This is a genomic window from Vibrio sp. D54 (assembly GCF_021728075.1).
Taxonomy (GTDB): Bacteria; Pseudomonadota; Gammaproteobacteria; order Enterobacterales; family Vibrionaceae; genus Vibrio; species Vibrio alginolyticus.
In genome coordinates, this window is record NZ_JAKKCS010000018.1 from 52121 (window position 1) to 77406 (window position 25286).

The 25286-nt window shown below is 45.3% G+C and carries 20 protein-coding genes; 7 read left to right on the forward strand and 13 right to left on the reverse strand.

Going from position 1 to position 25286, the window contains the following annotated elements:
• Positions 1-27: 27 nt before the first annotated feature.
• From L3V37_RS19710 to hrpB, 10 genes are all read right to left on the reverse strand, one after another.
• Positions 28-1059 carry an ABC transporter ATP-binding protein gene (locus L3V37_RS19710; protein WP_005380055.1) on the reverse strand — a complete coding sequence of 344 codons (1032 nt, stop codon included), beginning with the start codon at positions 1057-1059 and terminating at the stop codon, positions 28-30.
• Positions 1059-2684 carry an iron ABC transporter permease gene (locus tag L3V37_RS19715; protein ID WP_005386564.1) on the reverse strand — a complete coding sequence of 542 codons (1626 nt, stop codon included), beginning with the start codon at positions 2682-2684 and terminating at the stop codon, positions 1059-1061. Before L3V37_RS19715 ends, L3V37_RS19710 begins: the two co-directional genes overlap by 1 nt.
• Before the next feature lie 99 nt (positions 2685-2783).
• The gene (locus L3V37_RS19720) at positions 2784-3797 is read right to left on the reverse strand and encodes a Fe(3+) ABC transporter substrate-binding protein (protein ID WP_005386566.1); all 1014 of its coding nucleotides are present in this window, start codon (positions 3795-3797) and stop codon (positions 2784-2786) included.
• A gap of 152 nt (positions 3798-3949) precedes the next feature.
• A complete protein-coding gene (locus tag L3V37_RS19725; RefSeq protein WP_005386568.1) occupies positions 3950-5179 on the reverse strand; it encodes an ammonium transporter in 1230 nt (409 codons plus the stop codon).
• Positions 5180-5206: 27 nt separating this feature from the next.
• Complete coding sequence (locus L3V37_RS19730; RefSeq protein WP_005386570.1) at positions 5207-5545, reverse strand: P-II family nitrogen regulator; 339 nt, start codon at positions 5543-5545, stop codon at positions 5207-5209.
• A gap of 188 nt (positions 5546-5733) precedes the next feature.
• Positions 5734-6102 (reverse strand): YacL family protein, encoded by a 369-nt coding sequence (locus L3V37_RS19735; RefSeq protein WP_054579081.1) that lies wholly within the window; start codon positions 6100-6102, stop codon positions 5734-5736.
• Positions 6103-6201: 99 nt separating this feature from the next.
• On the reverse strand, positions 6202-8799 hold the full coding sequence (gene acnB / locus L3V37_RS19740; protein ID WP_005380009.1) for a bifunctional aconitate hydratase 2/2-methylisocitrate dehydratase: 2598 nt from the start codon (positions 8797-8799) through the stop codon (positions 6202-6204).
• 267 nt (positions 8800-9066) lie between these two features.
• A complete protein-coding gene (locus L3V37_RS19745) occupies positions 9067-11397 on the reverse strand; it encodes a patatin-like phospholipase family protein (protein ID WP_237306830.1) in 2331 nt (776 codons plus the stop codon).
• A 122-nt stretch (positions 11398-11519) separates the two neighbouring features.
• Positions 11520-13892, reverse strand: coding sequence for a penicillin-binding protein 1B (gene mrcB, locus L3V37_RS19750; protein ID WP_005380020.1), 2373 nt, complete (start codon positions 13890-13892; stop codon positions 11520-11522).
• Positions 13885-16353: an ATP-dependent helicase HrpB gene (hrpB, locus tag L3V37_RS19755; RefSeq protein ID WP_237306832.1), complete on the reverse strand. Its 2469-nt coding sequence runs from the start codon at positions 16351-16353 to the stop codon at positions 13885-13887. The genes mrcB and hrpB overlap by 8 nt, the downstream gene beginning before the upstream one ends.
• 66 nt (positions 16354-16419) lie before the next feature.
• On the opposite strand from hrpB, the gene sfsA reads away from it, so the two are divergent.
• From sfsA to panC, 7 genes are all read left to right on the forward strand, one after another.
• Positions 16420-17136, forward strand: coding sequence for a DNA/RNA nuclease SfsA (sfsA, locus tag L3V37_RS19760; RefSeq protein WP_005380023.1), 717 nt, complete (start codon positions 16420-16422; stop codon positions 17134-17136).
• A gap of 136 nt (positions 17137-17272) precedes the next feature.
• Complete coding sequence (gene dksA / locus L3V37_RS19765; protein ID WP_005386584.1) at positions 17273-17719, forward strand: RNA polymerase-binding protein DksA; 447 nt, start codon at positions 17273-17275, stop codon at positions 17717-17719.
• A gap of 95 nt (positions 17720-17814) precedes the next feature.
• Positions 17815-18678 (forward strand): tRNA glutamyl-Q(34) synthetase GluQRS, encoded by an 864-nt coding sequence (gene gluQRS / locus L3V37_RS19770; protein WP_237306835.1) that lies wholly within the window; start codon positions 17815-17817, stop codon positions 18676-18678.
• A 102-nt stretch (positions 18679-18780) separates the two neighbouring features.
• Positions 18781-20148: a polynucleotide adenylyltransferase PcnB gene (gene pcnB, locus L3V37_RS19775; protein WP_005386589.1), complete on the forward strand. Its 1368-nt coding sequence runs from the start codon at positions 18781-18783 to the stop codon at positions 20146-20148.
• Positions 20145-20630 carry a 2-amino-4-hydroxy-6-hydroxymethyldihydropteridine diphosphokinase gene (gene folK / locus L3V37_RS19780; RefSeq protein ID WP_054700470.1) on the forward strand — a complete coding sequence of 162 codons (486 nt, stop codon included), beginning with the start codon at positions 20145-20147 and terminating at the stop codon, positions 20628-20630. Before pcnB ends, folK begins: the two co-directional genes overlap by 4 nt.
• Positions 20631-20654: 24 nt before the next feature.
• Positions 20655-21449, forward strand: a complete 795-nt coding sequence (panB, locus tag L3V37_RS19785) for a 3-methyl-2-oxobutanoate hydroxymethyltransferase (protein ID WP_005386592.1) — start codon at positions 20655-20657, stop codon at positions 21447-21449.
• Between the two features lie 11 nt (positions 21450-21460).
• Positions 21461-22366, forward strand: coding sequence for a pantoate--beta-alanine ligase (panC, locus tag L3V37_RS19790; protein ID WP_005380005.1), 906 nt, complete (start codon positions 21461-21463; stop codon positions 22364-22366).
• A 53-nt stretch (positions 22367-22419) separates the two neighbouring features.
• Here panC and L3V37_RS19795 read toward each other — a convergent pair whose 3' ends face one another.
• The 3 genes from L3V37_RS19795 to L3V37_RS19805 form a co-directional block, all read right to left on the reverse strand.
• Complete coding sequence (locus L3V37_RS19795) at positions 22420-23349, reverse strand: Kdo(2)-lipid IV(A) acyltransferase (RefSeq protein ID WP_237306837.1); 930 nt, start codon at positions 23347-23349, stop codon at positions 22420-22422.
• Positions 23350-23476: 127 nt separating this feature from the next.
• Positions 23477-24247 carry an ABC transporter permease gene (locus L3V37_RS19800; RefSeq protein ID WP_005386598.1) on the reverse strand — a complete coding sequence of 257 codons (771 nt, stop codon included), beginning with the start codon at positions 24245-24247 and terminating at the stop codon, positions 23477-23479.
• Positions 24248-25165: an ABC transporter ATP-binding protein gene (locus tag L3V37_RS19805; protein WP_005380000.1), complete on the reverse strand. Its 918-nt coding sequence runs from the start codon at positions 25163-25165 to the stop codon at positions 24248-24250. It lies immediately after the preceding gene.
• Between the last annotated feature and the right edge of the window lie 121 nt (positions 25166-25286).

Genomic DNA, 25286 nt, shown 5'->3' on the forward strand with positions numbered 1-25286 from the left:
ACGAGATAGAAAAGATACTCAGGAGCGTTAAGCAAATGCCAGGACGCCTTGCGTTTCAATTTTCACCGCGACGGACTCACCTATATTTAATGCTTGCGAAGCTGTAGCTAACAAACGGTCACCATTCGCGTTAATCACATAACGGCAGTGATCACCCATAAAATGCTGTTCCAATACGGTTACCGAACTATCTTCATCGGATTGAATTTGCACATGCTGCGGTCTTAGCAGTAAAGAGCACTCCGCCTGTACTGGAATATCTTGTTGAGCCGTGGCTTCAACCACGCCCAAGTGGGTTTCATATTCTGAATTCGAAACCCGTTTAGCAGCAAGGTAACTGCCACCACCTAAGAAATCAGCGACAAATTTACTTGAAGGCTGGTAGTAAAGCTCAGATGCTGTGCCATATTGCTCGATGACTCCATTGTTCATCACTGCCATTTTATCGGCGAAAGCAAAAGCCTCTTCACGGCTATGCGTAACAAAAATGGCAGTCACACCTTGGGCCTTAAAAATCTTACGGATCTCACTTATCAACTCATGGCGAACTTGCGTATCAATATTAGAAAACGGTTCATCAAGTAACAATAAGTCTGGGCTGTAAGCTAATGAGCGAGCAATCGCAACACGCTGCTGCTGTCCACCAGACAATTGATGAGGATAACGATCGCCATAACCTTGAAGATGCACGAGTTCTAACATCTCTTGAACTTTGGCATTTTTCTCTTTTGTCGAGCACTGCTTTAAGCCAAAGGCAATGTTTTGCTCCACCGTCAAGTGAGGAAAAAGTGCGTAATCTTGGAAAATCATCCCGATATTACGCTGTTCTGGCGGCAACCAGTTTTCCCCATCATCAATTGTGACGCAATTTAGACTCATTTCGCCTGACGTTAACGGCAATAATCCCGCAACGGCCTTTAATAGTGTTGTTTTCCCACAGCCACTGGCTCCTAGCAAACAGACAATCTGCCCTTGTTCTACCTCAAGAGACAATGATTCGAGTACAGTTTGATCGTCATATTGGCACGTTAGGTTTTTAATTGATAATGCACAGCTCATCAGTGATTTTGCTCCAGTGAACGGTTAACAACAACAAGCGGGATCAACCCAACAAGAACCAACAGAACCGCTGGCAAAGCGGCCAATTCTAAATGCTCATCCGAGGCGAAGTTATAAACGTATGTGGCTAGTGTTTCAAAGTTAAACGGACGAAGTAACAAAGCCGCATTAAGCTCTTTCATCGACTCGATAAACACTAATAAAGCCGCAATCAGTGCACCGCGCTTAACCAGCGGAAAGTGCACGCGCCACAGCATGGCATTGGGCTTACAACCCATAGTGCGCGATGCCATATCTAACGACGGAGAAATTTTATTTAAATTACTTTCGATACTACCAATCGCTACCGCGGAAAAGCGCACAACCATGGCAAATACTAGTGCGAACATGGAACCAGAAAAGATAAGTCCCGGCCTTCCCCACTCCATGGCTTTAGCAACGTCGTTGACACGATGATCCATAAACAGCACAGCGACCATCACACCGATGGCTAGTACCGTTCCTGGTACTGCATAGCCCATAGAAGAAAGACGCATAAATGCCAAGCTTTCTCGTTTACCATTGACTCGATGGGTAAAGTTAACGATCAGTGCGACAGCAACACCAATAATCGCAGCAATAACAGACACAACTAAGCTGTTCCATGCGTATTCACGAAACTCTGAGGTCCAACTCTGCGCAAAATAAGTGATCGCATAATCAATCAGCTGTAGTAGCGGCAAAATAAACGCGACCGAAACCAAGCCCCAGCACCAAACTAGTGCGGTCCACTTTTTCCAGCCCGTCAACTCGTAACGAAAATCTTCGTGACTGTTAAATTGGCTTTGAAAAAGCTTTTGTTTACGGCGGCTGTATCGTTCGGCACTAAGAAGCAGTACTACAATGACGAGCATCATGGCAGAAATCTTGGCTGCCGCATTAAGATTAGAGTACCCCAACCAAGTATCGTAGACCGCTGTGGTTAACGTATTCACCGCGAAGTAACTTACCGTACCAAAGTCACCAATGGTCTCCATTGCGACCAATGATAAACCCACTGCGATAGAGGGTCTTACTAACGGCATCGAGATGCGCCAAAAGCTTTCCCATGGAGAGCACTTGAGCAAACGCGCGCTTTGCAATAAAGAGACATTTTGCTCCATAAACGCAGCCCGGCACAATAAATACACGTAAGGATACAACACCAAAGCTAACACAAAGGTCGCGCCAGGCAACGTACGAATGTCAGGGAACCAATACTCGCCAGGTCCCCATCCGGTTACATCACGCAAAAAGATTTGAATTGGACCAGCAAAATCAAACCAATCAGTAAAAATATAACCAATGATATAACCTGGCATTGCAAGAGGTAGCACCAATGCCCACTGCAACCATTTTTCGGTCGGCAGTTTACACATGGCCATTATCCAAGCGCTTGGAATACCAAGAATTAAGGACAGCACCATTACGCCAACAGTTAGCGCAACCGTGTTAAAAATATAAGTCGGCATGACCGTTGCCATTAAATGAGCAAACAAATCATCCGTTTCACCAATTGCGGTGTAGAAGATCGCTAAGATCGGCAAAACCAGTAGCAGAGTTATTACCCCACTACTGGTTTTCCATAAAGAGTGTTTATCTTTCATCGCCTAATTACTGCAAGGCTGTATGAAATACAAATGCTGTTGCAAATACATCTCATATCCTTTAATCAAATGGGGGTACTGTTATACCCCCACAAGGAATTAAAGGTCAAATTTCACTTCATCTAATAGCTTAATTGCCGCTTCGTGGTTGGCTGCAATATCGTCTAGAGAAAGCTTGTCTGCTTTAAAGTCACCCCAAGATTCCACAAGCTCAGAACGCTTCACGCCTTCTTTAACTGGGTACTCGTAGTTAACTTCTGCGTACATTTGCTGCGCTTTGTCACCCGTTAGGAATTCCATTAGCTTCACAGCATTGTCTTTGTTTGGAGAGTACTTAGCCATCGCCATACCAGAGATATTCACGTGAGTGCCTGTAGTCTCTTGGTTAGGGAAGTTGATGTAAACTGCATCAGCCCAAGCTTTTTGCTCTTTGTCGTTAACCATTTTACCTAGGTAGTAGCTGTTACCCAGAGAAACATCACATAGGCCTTCTTTGATCGCTTTAACTTGTGCACGATCGTTGCCTTGTGGTTTGCGAGCAAGGTTTGCTTTCACGCCTTCTAACCACTCTTTGGTTTCTGCTTCGCCATTGTGAGCAATCATTGCTGAAACTAGAGAAACGTTGTACGGGTGCTTACCGCTACGAGTACAAATTTTACCTTTGAACTCTGGCTTAGCTAAGTCTGCGTAGTTGAAATCTGCGCCTAGTTTACCTACGCGATCACGTGATGAATAAACGCTACGAGAACGTAGAGTTAGAGCAAACCACTCATTCTCTTTATCTTGGTATTGAGCAGGTACGTTTTCTTCAATGATTTTGCTATCGACTTTCTGAACTAAACCTTTGTTTGTCAGTTCAGCTAGACGGCTGATGTCTGTCGTAAGAATAACGTCAGCAGGGCTGTACTCACCTTCTTGAGCTAGCTTTTCTGCTAAGCCTTTTTTAGCAAATTTTACGTTTACTTTGATGCCAGTTTCTTTAGTGAACTCATTGAACATAGGTTCAACTAGGAAAGGTTGACGGTAAGAGTAGACGTTCACTTCTTCAGCAGCCATTGCTGTTGGAGCTAGAGTAGCGCAAGTTAGTGCTGAAAGAGTTAGCAGTTTTTTCATTGTTTAATCCTTTACCATGCTAATGATAACGTTTATCAGTTGCGTTATTATATGTATGTTCAATAAGAAGACAATGACGAATATTAAAAAACCTGCTCATCGGAGCAGGTTTTATTGTGTTAAGTGTGTAACCATTTATTACAAGCTAATGATTATTTCACCGTAACAAACTCTGGGTAAGCACCAACACCACAATCATGCATGTCCATACCTTCCATTTCTTCATCTTCTGTAACGCGAATCCCAACGGTCGCTTTCAAGATTGCCCACACAACTAGGCTAGCACCAAATACCCAAGCAAAGATAACTACGGCACCTAAAAGCTGTGCACCAAACGTTGCATCACCGTTGCTCAGTGGCACTACCATTAGGCCGAAGAAACCACACACACCGTGAACTGAGATAGCACCTACTGGATCGTCAATTTTAAGTTTATCTAGAGCAATGATACTGAATACAACTAGTGCACCCGACACTGCACCAATCGCAACCGCATACAGTGGTGATGGCGATAGAGGGTCTGCAGTGATGGCAACCAAGCCAGCTAGCGCGCCATTGAGAATCATCGTTAAATCGGCTTTACCCCAAGTAGTTTTACAAACGAATAGCGCCGCAATTGCACCGGCAGCCGCTGCTGCGTTAGTGTTTAGAAAGATCTGACCTACCGCTGTTGCGTTCTCAAAGTCTGAAACCATCAACTGAGAACCACCGTTAAACCCAAACCAACCAAACCAAAGGATGAAAGTACCTAGTGTTGCCAAAGGCATGTTTGAACCTGGAATCGGGTAGATTTCACCGTTTTTTCCATATTTACCTTTACGAGCACCAAGCAATAACACACCTGCGAGAGCTGCAGAAGCACCTGCCATATGTACGATACCAGAACCCGCAAAGTCACTAAATCCAGCTTCTGCTAGGAAGCCTCCACCCCATGTCCAGTAACCTTCCATTGGATAGATAAACGCAGTTAAAATCGCAGAGAAAATCAAGAAAGACCAAAGCTTCATGCGCTCAGCTACCGCACCAGAAACGACGGACATGGCAGTTGCAACGAAGACAACTTGGAAGAAGAAGTCAGACTCTAAAGAGTGGTCGGCCCCTTCACCTTGAGTACCAATTAGCGTACCAAATGAAGGTAACCAGCCTCCTTCTCCATTATCGACATACATGATGTTATAACCGACAATCAGAAACATCGTACATGCGATGGCGTACAAACAGATGTTCTTCGTAAGAATTTCTGTTGTGTTTTTAGAGCGCACAAGGCCAGCCTCTAGCATCGCAAAGCCTGCTGCCATCCACATTACCAACGCACCGGAAATGAGGAAGAAAAAGGTGTCAAGTGCGTAACGTAACTCGGTTACTGTTGTTGTTAATTCCATAATAAGTATCTCCAATCCTTTGAATTCTTAAAGTGCTTCTGCGTCCATTTCGCCAGTTCGGATACGCACCGCTTGGTTCAGATCGTAAACAAAAATTTTACCGTCGCCGATTTTTCCGGTTTGCGCAGCTTTTGTAATTGCTTCAACAACGCGATCTACATTGTCTGCGTGAGTCGCGATTTCAATTTTCACCTTTGGTAGAAAATCGACTTGATACTCTGCACCGCGATACAATTCCGTGTGACCTTTTTGACGACCGAACCCTTTAACTTCTGATACTGTCATCCCTTCGATACCGACATCAGCCAATGCTTCTCGTACATCGTCTAATTTAAACGGCTTAATAATGGCATTGATTATTTTCATTGAGTTATCTCCGAAGCTTTCATCCTGAAACACTTCTTATAATCCAATCTACGTGCCAAGTTTTTAAGTTATTGAATAATAAAAGCTAACCTCAATTTACATATCTATAAACAAAAAGGGCGCACCATATCGGTGCGCCCTTTTCACAAATTTAAAGCAACGGCAGAGAAGTTACCCAAAACTGTGCATTAAATGTTCAAAAAGTCTTTCCACTGTTCGATAAGTGCCATGAAATCCTCTATCCCACAACTTGCTGTACTTTCTGCATTGTAGAAGTCGAACTCACTTTCCATCTCGACATCATATTCATGGGCTAATGCGTTTTCTTGTACAAGAACTTCGTCGCCCTGAATCATCAAGCTAATTTCCGTGCCTGTTAGGTTATGCTCCTGAGAAGGCGCTAAAAATGACCGCTCAATTAGCTTTTCAACCTGTGCAATCTTCATCGGATCTTTGCCAATTTCTTCTTGCAACCAGCGCCCTACAATCTCATGTCCCATGCTACATTTTACGTAGTACTCGCCCATCAACGTGTTACGAATGAATTCAAATTCCACCGAGATTGCCTATTTCGTATCAATTTGGTGCGAGTATAGCGAATTGCTCCCATAAAAAAAGCACCTCATATGAGGTGCTTTCGAATTGTGCATTTCTGATTATGCCGGCTCTTGGAAGATCACTTCGTCCGCTTTCTTGGTATATTGATCCATTTTATGGAAGTTCAAGTAGCGGTACGTATCCGTTGCCGTAGCGTCGATTTGCTTCGCGTATTCTAGGTATTCTTCTTTGGTTGGAATCTTACCTAGGATTGCACCTACTGCAGCTAGCTCAGCTGACGATAGGTAAACATTCGCACCAGTACCCAGACGGTTCGGGAAGTTACGCGTTGAAGTCGACATTACTGTTGATTTATCTGCAACACGCGCTTGGTTACCCATACAAAGTGAACACCCTGGCGTTTCAATACGCACCCCTGCACGTCCGAAGATACCGTAGTAGCCTTCTTCAATCAGTTGGTCTTTATCCATCTTTGTTGGTGGCGCTACCCAAAGGCGAGTCGCTAACTGGCCATTGAACTTATCAAGCAATTTACCTGCTGCGCGGAAGTGACCGATGTTCGTCATACAAGAACCGATGAACACTTCATCAATCGCTGTGCCTTGTACTTCAGACAACAAACGAGCGTCATCTGGGTCATTCGGTGCACATAGTACTGGCTCATTGATTTCAGCCATATCGATTTCAATCACATGTGCGTATTCAGCGTCTTTATCTGCTTGCATCAGCTCAGGGTTTGCTAGCCACTCTTGCATTGCAGTAATGCGGCGCTCGATAGTACGGCGATCACCGTAGCCTTCAGAGATCATCCACTTCAGCATCACGATGTTAGAGTTTAAGTACTCTTCGATCGACTCTTGAGACAATTTCACAGTACAACCTGCCGCCGAACGCTCTGCAGATGCATCAGAAAGCTCAAATGCTTGCTCAACCGTTAGCGTTTCTAAGCCTTCAATCTCAAGGATACGGCCAGAAAATTCGTTGATCTTGCCCGCTTTTTCTACCGTTAGTAGACCTTGCTGAATCGCGTAGTAAGGGATGGCATGAACAAGATCACGCAGTGTAATACCCGGTTGCATCTCACCTTTAAAACGAACCAAGATTGACTCTGGCATGTCTAGCGGCATAACGCCTGTCGCAGCTGCAAAGGCAACCAAGCCCGAGCCGGCTGGGAATGAAATACCCAGAGGGAAACGAGTATGTGAGTCACCACCCGTACCGACAGTATCCGGTAGTAGCATACGGTTTAGCCATGAGTGGATAATACCGTCACCAGGACGAAGAGATACACCACCGCGGTTCATAATAAAGTCCGGAAGTGTATGGTGAGTGTTAACGTCTACTGGTTTTGGATAAGCCGATGTGTGACAGAAAGACTGCATGACAAGATCAGCAGAGAAGCCGAGACACGCCAAGTCTTTAAGTTCATCACGAGTCATAGGGCCAGTAGTATCTTGCGAACCTACTGTCGTCATTTTCGGCTCACAGTAGGTACCAGGGCGAATGCCTTCTACGCCACACGCTTTACCAACCATTTTCTGTGCAAGCGTGTAACCCTTGCCAGAATCTGCGATTTCACCAGGTTTACGGAATACGTCCGAAGGCTCAAGACCTAGCGACTGGCGCGCTTTGTCTGTCAAACCACGACCGATGATCAATGGGATACGACCACCAGCACGAACTTCATCAATCAGTACTTCTGTTTTTAGCGAGAACTCAGCTAGAACCTCACCAGTTTCGTGGTTGCAAACTTTACCTTCATATGGGTAAACATCGATAACATCGCCCATGTTGAGCTTAGTTACGTCAACTTCGATTGGTAGTGCGCCAGCATCTTCCATTGTGTTAAAGAAGATAGGGGCAATTTTGCCACCAAGCACATACCCACCAGCTCGTTTGTTTGGAACGTAAGGGATATCATCACCCATAAACCAAAGCACTGAGTTGGTTGCAGATTTACGTGAAGAGCCAGTACCAACAACATCACCAACGTAAACCAATTGATGGCCTTTGTCTTTTAACTCTTCAATTTGCTTGATCGGGCCAATAGTACCCGGTTGATCAGGGTTTATTCCTTCACGCTCGTTTTTAAGCATCGCCAGTGCGTGTACTGGGATATCAGGGCGAGACCAAGCGTCAGGTGCAGGTGAAAGGTCATCCGTGTTCGTTTCACCTGTTACTTTAAATACGGTTAGAGTGACTTTTTCTTCAAGCTTAGGCTTAGAAAGGAACCACTCAGCATCAGCCCATGATTGAAGTACTTTCTGTGCATGCGCATTGCCTGCTTTCGCTTTCTCTTCTACGTCATAGAAAGCATCAAACATCAGCAGCGTATGAGACAGCGCTTTTACTGCGATCTCTGCCAGTGCTTCATCATCCAATAGCTCAACTAGCGGTTCGATGTTGTAACCACCTTGCATAGTGCCTAGCAGTTCAGCCGCTTTTTCACGACTCACTAATGGTGATTTAACTTCACCTTTTGCTACTGCTGTTAGGAAACCCGCTTTTACATAAGCAGCTTCATCAACACCTGGAGGGATACGGTTTTCAAGTAGGTCAAGAATGACTTCTTCTTCACCTTGCGGGGGATTTTTCAGAAGTTCTACAAGTCCAGCAACTTGTTCTGCGTCTAGCGGTTTAGGAACAACTCCTTCAGCAGCACGCTCTTCGACGTGTTTACGGTAGGCTTCAAGCACGACTTTTTCCTCTCATTGCGGTTCCTCCTCTATTATTACTATTGTTAAAGTAAAGGAGTGAACATCCTTGGAAACTTGGCTCTCCATTGCCCTTGTTTTCATTCAATTATGATTGAGAAACAGCGCCGTAGAGGCCAAACTGTGGGCAAAATAATAGCAAATTTAACCTTAAATTAAAATCTTATCATTTTGACCAACATAGCAACTTACGACTAAAGTTCTGCTAATTTTGACCAAATATGCCAAGTTTTGCTTTCTCATACCCGATTAATTAAACGATGTTCCTACGATCAAATACACAGCATCCAAATCTTGCTCGGTACGACCGTATGCCAACATTATTGGTCCTATTGGTGAGTCAACACCAAAGAAGATGGAGCCAGCATTGTAAAGCGGCGCTTCGTTTAGTTTCAGATCATTATCAGACCAAACACCGCCATATTCGACCGATGCGCCCAGGTAGACTGGAGCTTCAAACAATCCGAAATCATTATCAAACCACTTATATCGGTACACCAAACTGCTGAAAAATAAGTTCTGTCCGATCAGGCTATTTCTTGGGATTCCCGATAGGCTTAAGAAGCCGCCCAACTCTCTGGGATCAAGCGGTAAAGATGAGTTTTTACTCTCTACAAAACTATATTCAGCATGTCCGACTAAAGTATGACGCTGATGACTCACTGCACCTTTAAATCGTGCAGAGATTTCATATACGGTATCTTCAATAATTTTGTCAGTCTCTATAAGGCTAACGCCTTGAGGACTTTGATCATGAGACACTAAATATTCGAGATCAACTAAAAGCCCACGAGTCGGAAATGCGAAATCATCAAGTGTATCTAGGCGATAATTGGCAAACAGGCCACGACGTTCAAAATCCAATTTACCAGCAGAAGCCAAAGTAGAAAGCTCAATATCTCCGGTAGAGTAGCGAGCGCCAAATCGAAGTTCTTGCCACAATGTGGGTTGGATACCTATCGCTAACTCTGTTGTAAAATCATCGTAAGTGACCGGAAAAAAGTCATTTACTGATTCTAAATCTGGTGCTTGAGGCTCTGTTAAAGGTAAGTTTCGGCTCTCACTGCCATAGGATATACGCCCCGATACAAAAAGTTCTTGGCTAGATAAAACAGGAGAATACAACTCAGCTTCAATCAGCTTATCCGTGCCCATTTCTACGTTGAACGCCAACTCCGCGCCATGAGAGTTCAAGTTGGTAAAGTTGGTTGATATCCCTATGCCGTACTGGCTATCTGTATCGAAGTCATCTTCAAGAAAAAATCGGAAGTTGAGATAATTAGGCCCCCACGACTTCTCGTTAACATCAAAAACCAACAATGTCTCACCATCAACCTCTTCAAAGTGATAAGTGATGAGCTCGAACCTATCTAACGCGTAGAGGTTTTCAACGGCTTTCTCAATTTCGGCCGTTGAAATACGACGTCCGGTTTCTAATTCAATACGATTCGTCAACAGCACATCGCTGTAGTGCGTGTTATTAACAATCACTATGTCATCAACCACACGCTGATCGCCATAAATCAAAGTTTTACGAACTTCTTGTTTGCGATCGATGTATTTTTGATAGTCCGCATTGGACAAGCGCAACCCTTTCAGCTTGTCTTTTAACTGCTTGGTAATATCGTACCCAGCTTGAAAAGCCCAAGGCATTTTGTCGAACTCGACGGTTTCCATGGTGCCCACATTGGGACGAATATAGATATCTTGAGGTTCAAGCTCGTCCACTTGCTGTTGTGTACTACGACGAACGAGATAGTTAGAGAGTTGATCCGCGACAGTAAACAGCCCCGTAAATTCATCTTCGGTTTTGTAGTCGGTGCTAATATCGACGGCAATAACGACATCAGCCCCCATGGCGCGAGCCACATCGACAGGCATGTTATTGACGACGCCGCCATCAACAAGCATATGGCCATTGAGCTTATAGGGAGGAAGCGCTCCTGGTACAGACATGCTAGCCATCATGGCGTCCACAAGGTAACCATTGCCCAGTACGACTTCTTCTAAGGCAAGAATATCTGTCGCAACAGAACGATAAGGAATGGCAAGATCATCAAAAGAATCGAATCGCCCTAAGTTCCCTGTAGTCTCACGCAATACTCGCAACATGTTCTGGCCTTGCACCACACCCGTTGGTGCTCGTACCTCACCGAACCTTAAGCCGAGATCGGTATTAATTTGATAGCGGTCTTCATACTCTTTGTCACGAACTCGACGTTGGCTACGGTCAACACGATCTCGATAACCGCTGCCCCAATCGACGGTGTAGATAAAACTCTCAATTTCATCAGCACTCATCCCCGTGGCATAGAGCCCACCCACATAGGCGCCCATACTGGTACCGGTCACAATATCGACAGGGATCTGCATTTCTTCCAATGCTTTTAAAACCCCAATGTGTGCCGCCCCTTTCGCTCCGCCACCAGCGAGCACAACCGCCACCTTTGGTCGAGGTTCCAAGTCATCCGTTTTTGTTAGAGAGTTTGCGAGGGAAACAGAAGGAGTGATCATCAAAAAGGTACTAACCCAAAGCGCAAAGTTGCGAACCGATGGGCTTGATAACAGCTTTTTGAACATTCACTTCTTCCTTTATTGAATATCTGATCAAGTAGGGCGTGCTAGCAGTACTGTACTAACACGCCCTAATATGTACTAAGAATTAATCAGATAAACAAGCTAATGTTGTTGATTTGGCGATGCTACCAATCAAATATGCTATTTAACCAGTTTGATTTCTTCTCACACTGTTGCTTTATCTGACCGGTTTTATCCCAAACCGGCAGTTTGTAATCACTACGGCAGTTCATTTCTAAACCTCCATCAGATGTAGGCTTGAACCCTAATGTGGTGATTTCTCTTGGCCATGGGAGCTCTAAGCGCTCAGGAATACGCTGCTTCAAGTACTCTGCGTACACTCGTAATGCACCACTCGACCCCGTTAGATTCACGGGTTTATTATCGTCGCGGCCTAGCCAAATTGTCGTCACCTCACGACCATCAACACCGACAAACCAACTATCGCGGTTGTCATTACTGGTACCCGTTTTTCCTGCCAATGCAGCCCAACCAAACTGGCTTTGTAAGAAGCGGCCAGTGCCTTGAGCAACCCCTTGTTTCATCGCGTAGGTCGTTAGCCATGCTGCTTGTTCATCCACGGCTCTTGATGAACGAGGCAAGGATTGATACAGCACATTACCTTCCATATCCATGACTGAGCGCAGAGCGGTCAGTTTTGCACGCTTACCTGAATTCGTCAGAGTCTGATACATCTGTGCAACTTCGAATGGCGTCAAAGAAAACGAACCCAAAAACATCGAAGGCACTGGGCGAATTTCGTCTTTGTTCACGCCCAAACGCTCTAAAGTATTGGAGACTTCAGGAATGCCAAGTGCCATACCTAAGCGAACGGTTGGTACGTTGAGTGATTTCGCTAAAGCAATGTAAAGTGGTACATCACCACGATATTTTCTATCGTAGTTGCGCGGCGTCCACACGTTACCTTTACTGCTCTTCAGACTTAACGGCGTGTCGTGTAGCGTCGTGCCTAGGTTGTATTTATCCGGTTGTTCTAGAGCCGTTAAGTAAATCGCTGGTTTCACTAAAGAACCAATCGGACGACTGGCATTGAGCGCGCGGTTAAAGCCTTCATAACCGACACGTTTACCACCTACCATCGCACGGATTTCACCACTATGGCGATCAACGGCCACAGCTGCGGCTTCTAACTCTTTACCACCCCGTTTAGCTAGTTCTGGGATCTTTTTCGCGATAGCTTGTTCCATTTTGCTTTGCGATACTGGGTCCAGAGACGTAAATACGCGCAGTCCGGTCTCTGCCTTAAATCGCTCCCCAACTTTTTCTTTTAATTCAATGCTCAATTGTTGGAAATAAGCTGGCTGACGGCTCGCAATACGTGGCTTGCTTTGCGTATCGAGTGGACGACTTACAGCTTGTTCATACTGCTCTGAAGTCAACATGTTTTGCTGCATTAACAGGCGCAGAACGAGATCACGACGCTCTTTCGTTCTCTCAGGGTAACGAATTGGGTTGTAGTAAGACGGTCCTTTTACCATCCCAACTAACATAGCCAGCTGATCGATTCGCAACTCCTGGATTGGCTGCCCAAAATAGTAACGCGACGCCAAGCCAAACCCGTGGATCGCTTCACCTCCACTTTGACCTAGGTACACTTCGTTTAGGTAGGCTTCTAAGATACGATCTTTGCTGTAACGGTAATCCAAAATTAGCGCGATATAAGCTTCTCGAACTTTACGCCACAGTGTTTTATCACGAGTCAAAAATAGGTTTTTTGCCAATTGCTGAGTCAACGTACTACCGCCTTGAACAGTACGACCCGCCTTAATGTTCGCAACCAATGCACGTGCAATCGCGAGCGGTGACACCCCGTCATGTTGATAAAAATCCCGGTCTTCGGTCGCAAGCAGCGCATCCACTAAAATTTCAGGGAACTGATCACGACGTAAGAAAAGGCGCTGTTCATCACGGTCTTTCTCCAGCATGCCCAACATCTTCGGTTCTAGGCGCAAGTAACCAAGGTCTCCTCGAGATTCTAAAGACTGAATACGTTGCAAGCCGGAATCAGAGAAATGCAGCATAATGTGACGATCCGGCTCGGGACCATCGGCAAACTCGAATGGACGACGAATCAATTCAATCCGAGTGGAAGAAGAGGAATATTCGCCTGGGTAACGAGGTTGACTCACTTTACGGTAATTCAACACATCTAGCTCGTTGCGCAGTTCTTGGATGGTGATATTCTCACCAGGGCTTAGATTCAAGATACGGGCATAAACCACCGTTGGCAGCTCAAACAGCTGACCTTCAAAGCGTTCTTTCACCACACTATCTAAGTAAATCCCAACAAACAGCAAAACAGCGGCAAGTGCAACGCCAGCTTTCCAGCTAAACGACCACAGAACTTTCAACCACGAACGTTTCTCGTTAGTCGGCTTTTTACTCGGCGTACGTCGAGTCTGTTTTGCGGTTCCTTTATTGGTTGTACTTTTCTTCGCTGGCGCTTTTTTCGCGCTAGGCTTCTTGCTGTCAGTCATTATTCAATTGTCTTTTTGTTTTCGTTGTTGCTACATGATTGGCAGGATCATCTGGCCAAACGTGTTTTGGGTAGCGCCCTTTCATCTCTTTTTGAACGTCTTTGTAGCTTCCGTTCCAGAAAGCCGCCAAGTCCGACGTTACTTGCAATGGACGTTGTGCCGGTGAAAGCAGTTCAAGCACCAAACGCTTGCGGCCAAGAGCCACCGTTGGGGAACCACTCTCCCCAAATACTTCTTGCATACGCACCGATAATATCGGCTCATGGCCATATTGGTAACGGATACGCTTCTTTGAACCTGTGGGCAGTTGGTAATGCTCAGGTAACCATTCATCCAGTTGTTGATTGAGTGGCCAACCTAATCGAGCATTAAACGCTTCGACCAAGTTTATCTTGCTCAGGTCTTTAACCGAACTGACAGACGTCATGTATGGTTCTAACCACTCCTCTAATGAATCCAGCAAACTGACTTCATCAAACATTGGCCATGACTGCTCAGGTAACCATTCCACCGCACAACGAATCCGAGCTAACAAGCTCTCCGCTGCCGGTGTCCAGTTTAGACTCTGTAAGCCCTGGCGGCGGACATACGTGAGTAAAGCTTGTGTCATTTTTTCTTTGCCCGGGCTTGGCAACGGCTCGCGTTCAACGACCAGCAGACCGAGTTTTGTTTGTCGCTCAGCTATTAGACGGCCTCTTTTTTCATCCCAGTCCACTACTTCTTCAGACGAAAATAGTGTATCAAAGGTCGTTCGCAATATATTGACATCCAATTCACATGCCGAATGAATTTGACTTGAGTTAGAATGAGAACGCATTAAGTCAACGGCAACCAAATACTCACAGCCACCTAGCATGTCTTCCTGATGACATTCTGCACCATGACCATTAGCCAAAGTAAATCGCCCAAATTGATTTGTGCGCTGCTGCGCAATGCGATCTGGAAATGCCAAACTTAACACCAGCGGTAATGCATCTTCATCCACGCCTTTCAGGTCAAATACCGTATCCAATTTGTACGCCAGAGATTGAGCACGCTTGAACAACATCGACTTTTTTGGATGAGTACCAACAAGCCAACGATGCAAGCTATAAGCGATATTGGTAACATTTCTCTCTGGCTCTTCAATCAGTGCGACCGCCGCCAAAGCAGCATTTAACATCTTATCACTGTAAGATTGCGCTTTAATTAGCATCGCAGCCGCACGAGGCTCAACGCCTAGTTCATGCGCCTGTTTTCCTTCGGACGTTAATTGCCCTTTTTCCGTCAGTAGTCCCAATGACACCAATAGCTGCTTCGCTTGTTCCAATGACGCATTAGCGGGAACATCAAGCCACTTTAGATCGTGGATATCACTCGCTCCCCAAAAGGCAAGCTCCATAACTAAACTAGCTAAATCGGAATGCAAAATTTCGGGTTGGGGAACCAGCGGTTGCTGCTTGAACTGGCTTTCAGAATAAAGACGAACACAAATGCCCTCTTCTATTCGTCCCGCTCGTCCTGCACGCTGAATCGCTGAAGACTGTGCAATGCGTGTTTGCTCTAAGCGTGTTAAACCGTTTTTCAAATCAAAGCGGGCAATACGCTCTAACCCAGAATCAACGACGAGGCGAATGCCTTCAATCGTTAGTGAAGTTTCTGCAATGTTGGTCGCTAGAACGACTTTACGCTTACCTTGTTCTGCTGGCGTAATCGCTTTTTGTTGATCTGCAAAGCTCAGTTGACCATAAAGTGGGCATACGTCGATATCATCCGCTAAATGAGACAACCGCTCTTCAACTTGTTTTATGGCACCAACACCCGGTAGGAAAGCTAACAAAGATCCAGACTCTTTGTTCATAAGACTTTCTATTGTTTTTGCCATACTCGTAGGTAAATGCTCGTTCACACCTAACGGCTGGTAGCGCATTGCCACATCAAAGCTCCGCCCTTCAGATTCAATGTAACTGGCTTCCGGCAACAACGATTGTAATGCTTGTTGGTCAAGCGTTGCCGACATTACCACCAGCTTGAGATCGTCTCGCAATGCCTCTTGAACTTCTAAACTGAATGCCAAAGCGGTATCGGCATGAATGCTGCGTTCATGAAACTCATCAAAGATCAGTAGATCAACCCCATCCAGTTCAGGGTCAGTTTGGATCATCCTGGTCATGATCCCTTCGGTCACGATCTCCAGCTGCGTTGCAGAACTTACCTTTGCCTCGCCACGAACTCGATAACCCACGCGTTGACCAACTTGTTCTCCCAATTGCTCAGCAAGATAACGGGCAATGTTACGCGCCGAGAGTCGTCTTGGCTCAAGCATGATGATTTTTCCAGCAACCGAATGATTTAAGAGTAACTGCAAAGGGAAGTAAGTCGACTTACCGGCACCAGGCGCCGCTTTTAAGATCACTTGATGTTGATTTTTGACCGCCGTCAGCAACTCAGGCATCACGGCTTCAATCGGCAATTGTGACAAAGGAAATACCTTATGGTGTAATGGTGGCAACATTGTACATAAAAAATTTTTTGTCTAAATAAGCAAATGCATTTCACACCCGCTTTAGAGTCCGCCACTCTACTCAAACGTTATAAACGCTTTCTTGCCGATATCGAGCTCGATACTGGTGAAATCCGTACAATCCACTGCGCAAATACAGGTGCAATGACGGGTTGTGCAACGCCCGGAAACAAAGTTTGGTTTTCTACTTCCGACAACCCGAAACGAAAATACCCCAATAGTTGGGAGTTGAGTGAGACCGAACAAGGCCACCGTATTTGTATCAACACCGCGCGTGCCAATCAATTAGCCGTAGAGGCTATTGAAAATAATGTCATTTCAGAGCTTTATGGTTATGACACACTTCAAACTGAGGTGAAATACGGCAATGAAAATAGCCGAATTGATATCTTGCTCAGCGCAGACGACAAGCCAAAGTGCTATATAGAAGTGAAAAGCGTCACTCTTCTTGATGAGACCGACTCTACTGGACAAGGATACTTCCCAGATGCGGTCACGACTCGGGGACAAAAACACCTGAGAGAGCTCACAGAAATGGCACAAAATGGAAGTAGAGCCATACTTTTATTCACTGTTTTACATTCAGGTATTGAAAAAGTATCCGCGGCGCACCATATAGACGCGAAATATTCACTATTACTCAAACAAGCACAAGACGCTGGAGTGGAAGTTCTCTGCTACAAAGCTGAACTGAGCGATACTGGAATGAAGCTGATTTCCGCTATTGATTTTATCAATTAAGAGAAAAAATGATGTCGTCTTCACATTGACGATAACTTTGCGATTCAGTATTTGCTTGCACCGCCTCTTTTTGCTATAGATACCCGCCTTAAATTGACTGCGTAGCAGTTGACTAGGTGTAAGTAGGAGATGCTGTATGCCAGAATCAAAGAAGAAAACGATAGGCATCCTAGCCATTGCCGGCGTGGAGCCATATCAGGAAAAACCTGGTGAAGAGTACATGTCACCAGAGCAGGTTGAACACTTTACGAAAATCTTAACAGCTTGGCGCGACCAGCTAAGAGCTGAAGTGGATCGTACTGTTCACCACATGCAGGACGAAGCAGCAAACTTCCCAGATCCAGTTGACCGCGCCTCTCAAGAGGAAGAGTTCAGCCTAGAACTGCGTAACCGTGACCGCGAACGCCGTTTGATCAAGAAGATTGAAAAGACTTTGGATAAAATCAAAGAAGACGATTTTGGCTTCTGTGAGTCTTGTGGCGTAGAGATTGGCGTTCGCCGTCTTGAAGCACGTCCAACCGCTGACCTTTGTATTGACTGTAAAACACTTGCAGAAATCAAAGAGAAGCAAATGCAAGGTTAATCACCCAGCATTATGATTGTTGAAGGGAGCTCAGGCTCCCTTTTTGTTTTGGCTATCTTCGCACCCTATTTGTTTACTAAATTCGAGATACACGCATGACACGCTATGTAGGTCGATTCGCCCCATCTCCTTCTGGTCCACTGCATTTTGGTTCACTGATTGCCGCTCTTGGCAGTTATTTTCAAGCGAAAGCACAAAACGGAGCTTGGTTAGTACGTATTGAGGACTTAGACCCACCAAGAGAAATGCCAGGTGCAGCGCAACTTATCCTAGAGGCACTCAAGGCCTATCAGCTGCATTGGGATGGAGAAGTGGTATACCAGAGCGAACGTCACGACCTTTACCAAGCTCAAATAAACAAATGGCTCGAAAATGGGGAAGCCTATTATTGCCAATGTACTCGTAAGCAAATTAAAGAGCATGGCGGTTTTTATCCTGGCACTTGCCGCGATAAAAACTTGAAAGACGGCGCGATTCGCCTAAAAATGACCAAGCCTGTCGCTCATTTCCTCGACCAAAAGCGGGGAACCATTACTATTCCAGAGCAACTCGTTAATGAAGATTTCATTATTAAACGTCGAGATGGATTATTTGCTTATAATCTTGCGGTAGTATTGGACGACATCGACCAAGGCGTCACAGAAGTCGTGCGAGGTGCAGACTTAATCGAGCCGACAGGGCGTCAAATTAGCCTGTACCAAATACTTGGTCAGCCTGAAGTTAGCTACTTGCATTTACCATTGGCGATGGACAACAACGGCAATAAATTGTCGAAACAAAATCACGCGACGGCTATTGATATAGATACACCAAAACCTACTCTATTGCGCGCCATGACATTTTTAGGTTTCGATATACCTGAAACCGTAAGGGCGGCCAACATAGAAGATATTCTTCGTTGGGGCTGCGAAAACTGGCGCTTGGAACAGCTTCCAGCAGAGATCGAGATCACACCGTGATTCTCAAATGGCATTGTGTAGGCTATCATTAGCCGCAAATTAGGCCCTAGAGGCGTATAAAACTAACCAAAGCAAGATTGGATTAAACCCAGTTATTGCCAGATGCACATGAATACAAACGACTATACACCAAGCGAACCTGCCACAATTCCAGAGCTCGCTCTCAATGTAATAACTCGTGAAGAGCACAACATTTCGCGTAAGCAGATCAGTGATAATGCGCTGAAGGTACTGTACCGCCTAAATGGTGCTGGTTTCGATGCTTTTCTTGTGGGTGGCGGGGTTCGAGACTTACTGCTTGGACAAAAACCAAAAGATTTTGACATTGCGACCAACGCAACGCCGGAACAGATCAAACAGCTATTTCGTAACTGCCGTTTGATTGGTCGCCGCTTCCGCTTGGCTCATATTATGTTTGGCCGAGACATCATTGAGGTTGCGACATTCCGTGGTCACCACCAAGAGCAAAAGAATAAGAGCATTTCTCAGCAATCAAAAGAGGGTATGCTGCTGCGTGACAACGTCTACGGCACCATCGATGAAGATGCTGAGCGCCGTGATTTCACGATTAACTCGATGTACTACAACATCGCAGATTACTCGATTCACGACTACGCACGTGGTATTGAAGATTTAGAAGATCGCCTAATTCGACTGATTGGTGATCCAGAAACACGCTACCGTGAAGACCCTGTGCGCATGCTGCGTGCGGTTCGTTTCGCGGTAAAACTAGACTTTGATATTGAAGAAGACACCGCAGCGCCAATCGAACACATGGCACCGTTGCTCGGTGACATTCCGTCAGCGCGTCTTTTTGAAGAGTCACTCAAATTATTGCAATCCGGTCATGGCTTAGAAACCTACCACCTACTGCGTGAGTACAACCTATTCCAGCAACTATTCCCGACGATTGCAGCGCACTTTACAGAAGATTACTCCTCTCACACTGAGCAGATGTTGGATCTTGTCCTAGATTCTACCGACATGCGCATCGAAGATGGGAAACGCATCAATCCAGCATTTATGTTTGCTGCAATGCTGTGGTACCCACTGTGTGCGAAAGCCGATGAACTGATGGAAGAGCGCAACTTAGGCCATTACGACGCCATTATGGAAGCGAGCAACATCATTCTTGACGAGCAAGTTCGCACAATTGCCATTCCAAGACGCCACACCGCAACCATTCGCGAGATTTGGCAGTTACAGCTTCGTCTTCCACGACGTAACGGTAAACGTGCATTCCGTCTTATGGAGCTCAATAAATTTAGAGCTGGCTTTGATTTTCTTGAAATGCGCGGTGAAATTGAAGGTGGCGACACTCAGAAGCTTGCCAAGTGGTGGGAAACTTTTCAAAATGCAGGCCGAGAAATGCGTCAAGCAATGGCTGCCGACTTAGACGGTCAATCACCGAAAACAGGCCAGCGCCGCCGTAAAACTTATCGCAAGAAAAAGAGTAAGCCCAAATCATGATTACAGCGTACATTGCGGTAGGCAGTAACTTGGCTGATCCTGTCAGCCAAGCGAAGCAAGCGATTGAAGCATTAAAAACGCTGCCTAAATCAGAGTTTGTTCAAGCTTCTTCGCTATACAGCAGCACGCCAATGGGGCCACAAAACCAACCGGATTACATCAATGCGGTTGTGTCTATTAACACCAGTTTGACGCCTATTGAATTGCTCAATTGCACACAAGCTATAGAGCAAGAACAAGGGCGTGTCCGTAAAGACGAACGCTGGGGACCACGAACCTTGGACCTCGACATTGTGCTTTATGGCAATGAGGTGATTAATTCCGAGAGGCTGATCGTTCCTCATTATGGAATGAAAGAGCGTGAATTCGTACTCTACCCTCTTGCGGAAATTGCACCAAATTTACAACTCCCTGATGGGACCGAGGTCTCTAAACTACTGGAACAAGTAGATAGAAACGGCCTCAGTATCTGGCAGTCATAGCCAACTCCTAGTAAGGATAAAACCATGAAAAAAATGACCATCAACGACCTAATCAAGTGGAAGCAAGAAGGTCGTAAATTTGCTACTTCAACCGCTTATGATGCGAGCTTTGCCCAACTGTTTGAAAGCCAAGAAATGCCAGTACTTCTTGTCGGTGATTCTCTAGGTATGGTTTTGCAAGGTCACAACGATACTCTGCCAGTAACGGTCGATGATATCGCTTACCATACTCGTTGCGTACGCGCTGGTAGCCCAAATTGTTTGTTGATGGCAGACATGCCATTCATGAGCTACACCACGCCAGAGCAAGCTTGCGAAAATGCGGCTAAACTGATGCGTGCTGGTGCCAATATGGTAAAAATTGAAGGTGGTGACTGGCTTGTCGACACGGTGAAAATGCTCACTGAACGATCAGTTCCAGTTTGTGCTCATCTTGGTTTAACTCCTCAAGCTGTTAATATTTTTGGTGGTTACAAAATCCAAGGTCGCGATCAAGAAAAAGCAGACCGCATGGTAAAAGACGCATTAGCGCTACAAGAAGCAGGCGCTCAAATCGTCTTACTAGAATGCGTACCAGCTGAGCTTGCTGAACGTATTACGCAAGTGCTTGACGTTCCTGTTATCGGTATTGGTGCAGGTAACGTAACAGATGGCCAGATTCTCGTAATGCATGATATGTTTGGTATTTCTGCCAACTACATGCCGAAATTCTCCAAAAACTTTCTTGCTGAAACAGGTGATATGCGCAAAGCCGTTACTAAATACATTGAAGATGTAGCCAACGGTGTATTCCCAGACGACGCTCATACCATTGCCTAGAGGATAAATGCATGCAAACTTTTGCGGAAATCTCAGCAGTTCGTGAACACCTTAAAACCTTTAAACGTGAAGGTCGTAAAGTGGCATTTGTCCCTACCATGGGCAACCTTCACGAAGGCCACTTAACTTTAGTGCGTAAAGCACGCGAATACGCTGATATCGTTGTCGTAAGCATCTTTGTTAATCCGATGCAGTTTGATCGTGCAGACGATTTAAATAATTACCCACGCACGCTAGAGGAAGACTTAAGCAAGTTAACCTCTGAAGGGGTCGATGTGGTATTTACGCCAACACCTGAAGTTATCTACCCAGAAGGTCTGGATAAGCAAACCTTCGTCGATGTCCCTGGCCTATCAACAATTCTCGAAGGCGCGTCTCGACCAGGTCATTTCCGTGGCGTGACGACGATTGTGAATAAGCTGTTTAACATCGTACAACCGGATGTCGCGTGCTTCGGCGAGAAGGACTTCCAACAACTTGCGGTTATCCGCAAGATGGTTGATGACCTAGCAATGGACATTGAAATCATCGGTGTACCAACCGTACGTGAAATGGACGGTTTAGCAATGAGTTCACGCAATGGCTTGCTTACGCTGGACGAGCGTCAACGTGCTCCTGTACTTGCTCGTACAATGCGTTGGATCAGTAGTGCCATTCGCGGTGGCCGCGATGACTACGCATCGATCATCGAAGATGCAAGCGACCAACTTCGAGCTGCAGGTCTGCACCCTGATGAGATCTTCATTCGTGATGCTCGTACATTACAAGTGATCACACCAGAAACGACACAAGCTGTCATTCTGATGTCTGCGTTCCTAGGCAAAGCTCGTCTTATCGATAACCAAACGGTAGATATGGTTGTCGAAGCGAAGGAAGAAGCTGAATCTAACAATACAAACTCAGAGAGCGCAGAATAAGCTCTGAGTCATAAAAGTAAAAAGGTCGACTCTTAGTCGACCTTTTTTATACTCTACGTATAGACGCAATCTAACCCTTCAGGGCGAGTTTTAAACCGCTTGTGCAGCCACATCCACGCTGGAATATCACGTTTTATCATTTTCTCAAGCTCTTGGTTCAAGATGCTTGCCGCTTTAACCGCATTACGTCTCTCGAAACGCTCGCTAATGTCTTTTCCAATGTACAGCGTGTAATGGTGATTTTTACTCACTGTAACGCCAGATATAACCGCGCACTTTGTTGCATCAATGAGAACACTAGACCCGACGGTACTCGCCGCTTGTTCAACAGCAAAAAACGGCGCAAAAACAGAATGGCTAACGCCATAATCATGGTCGGGCAAATACCAAAGTCGATGACCATTTTTCAGAACTTTGAGCATTGATTTCACGTCTTTTCGATCAATCATTTGATGTCCAAAACGAGTTCGACCTCGATGTTGAATAAACTCATAAGCAGGATTCGAATTTGGGCGATAAACGCCATAACCTTGGGCAAACTGGCTAAAAATACGAGCGGTTATCTCCAAGTTTAAATGGTGACTGCACACCACCAACACACCACGTCCATTCTTTTCCTCAGCGAGTAAACGATCTTTTCCAACAATAGAGGTTATCCGACGTATCCGCCAATCTGGCCAAAACCAAGCGATACCGGTTTCGATGATCGCCATTCCAGTATATTGAAAGTTTTTTCGTACTACGTCCTTACATTGCCAATCCGTAAAATCAGGGAAACACAGCTGGAGATTACGCAGAGCGATCTTGTGTCGGCGCTTCATTACATGCATCGCAATACAGCCGATGCTTCTACCTAAGATTCGCAATACTACGTATGGCAGTACATTAACAAGAATCGCTAAAGATCCAAATGCCAGCCATACAGACCAATATTCGGGCTTAAGTAACTGATAGGAGAAAGGCGGCGGCGGGACAATATTCATAGGATCACTCATTTATTACAAATGATTGAAACCTATCATGATAAAAACCTAAAAATTGTATGGGTATGTATTGTTATGCACGCGAAAGAGCAGCATGAATCGCTGCTCTTTGCTTTATGAGAATGGCTTAGCTTCTTAGGCCAATCCCTTTGGTTACTAGGTAATGCGCAATGGCATACAGTGCAACAACAAACACTGCAAGTACACTAAATGAAGTGACAATGCCCACATCCGAGACACCTAAAAAGCCGTAGCGAAACGCATTCACCATGTAGACGATTGGGTTGATCTTAGAAACGCCTTGCCAAAATTCAGGCAGAAGACTAATCGAATAAAAGACTCCTCCCAAGTAAGTTAGAGGAGTCAATACAAACGTAGGGATGATCGAAATATCATCAAATGTTTTTGCGTAAACCGCATTGATCAAGCCACCGAGAGCAAATACCACCGACGTCATGAAGACAGTCGCGACAATAATGCCCCAGTGCTCCACTTGCAAATCAACGAACAAAAGTGACACACAAGTAACAATTGCACCGACCAACAAACCTCGAGTCACGCCGCCCATCACGTAGCCAGCAATAATCACATAGTTTGGTACCGGGGCCACCAGCAGTTCTTCAATATTCTTCTGTAGCTTTGCACTAAAGAATGAAGACGCAACATTCGAGTATGAGTTGGTGATCACCGACATCATGATCAAACCTGGAACAATGTACTCCATGTAACTAAAGCCGCTCATCTCACCAATTCGAGAGCCAATAAGATTACCGAAAATGATGAAGTACAACGTCATCGTAATGGCTGGCGGCACTAAGGTTTGCACCCAAATACGTGTAAAGCGAGTGACTTCTTTGCTCAGCAAGCTGCGAAATGCCGTCCAATATAAACCGTACATTTAATTACTCCCCTCTCTTACAATGCTGACAAACAACTCTTCAAGTCGGTTGGCTTTGTTACGCATTGAGAGAACTTTAATGCCATGCTCTGTTAACTGACTGAATACCGAATTCAATCCTTGGCTTTTATCTAGTTCTATCTCTAAAGAGCCATCAACAATACTTTGTCGATTAACACCTTCAAGCTCAGGCACCTCGACTTCTGACTCAATATCCAAGATAAATGTCTCGACGCTTAGCTTACCTAGTAACGCCTTCATGGTGGTATTTTCAATCAGCTCACCACGATTAATAATGCCGATATTTCGACACAGCATCTCCGCTTCTTCTAGGTAGTGTGTCGTTAAAATAATCGTAATTCCTTGCTCTTGGTTGATCTCTTTCAGAAACCCCCACATTGAGCGGCGTAGTTCAATATCCACTCCAGCCGTTGGTTCATCTAAAATGAGTAATTGCGGCTCGTGCATCAAAGCTCTTGCGATCATTAAACGACGCTTCATCCCACCGGATAGGTTACGAGCACGCTCTTGGCGTTTTTCCCATAAATCCAATTTTTTCAGGTATTTTTCTGCTCTTTCTTTGGCTAACACTTTAGACACACCGTAATAGCCAGCTTGCTGCATCACAATTTGCTCAACGGTTTCAAACTGGTTGAAGTTGAACTCTTGTGGCACCAAGCCTAAATTCTGCTTGGCCAATTCGAGGTCGGTATCAATGTCATAACCGAAAACTTTCGTCGTTCCGGAGGTTTTATTCACTAAGGAGGAGATGATGCCAATCGTGGTCGATTTTCCTGCACCATTGGGACCCAGAAGCGCGTAGAAGTCACCCTTTTTCACTTGGAGACTTATACCTTTTAACGCCTCAAAGCCACCTGCATACGTCTTGCGCAGTTGTTCAATTTCTAATGCGTACATAAGGTCTTGATTGCCGTTTGTTTGTGATTACTAATACCGACTCATATTTAGCAGCGGTTTACTACAAAATCGCCTTGGGTATCGTATTGGAGGTCCATCAGTTTATCGTTGAATAACGATG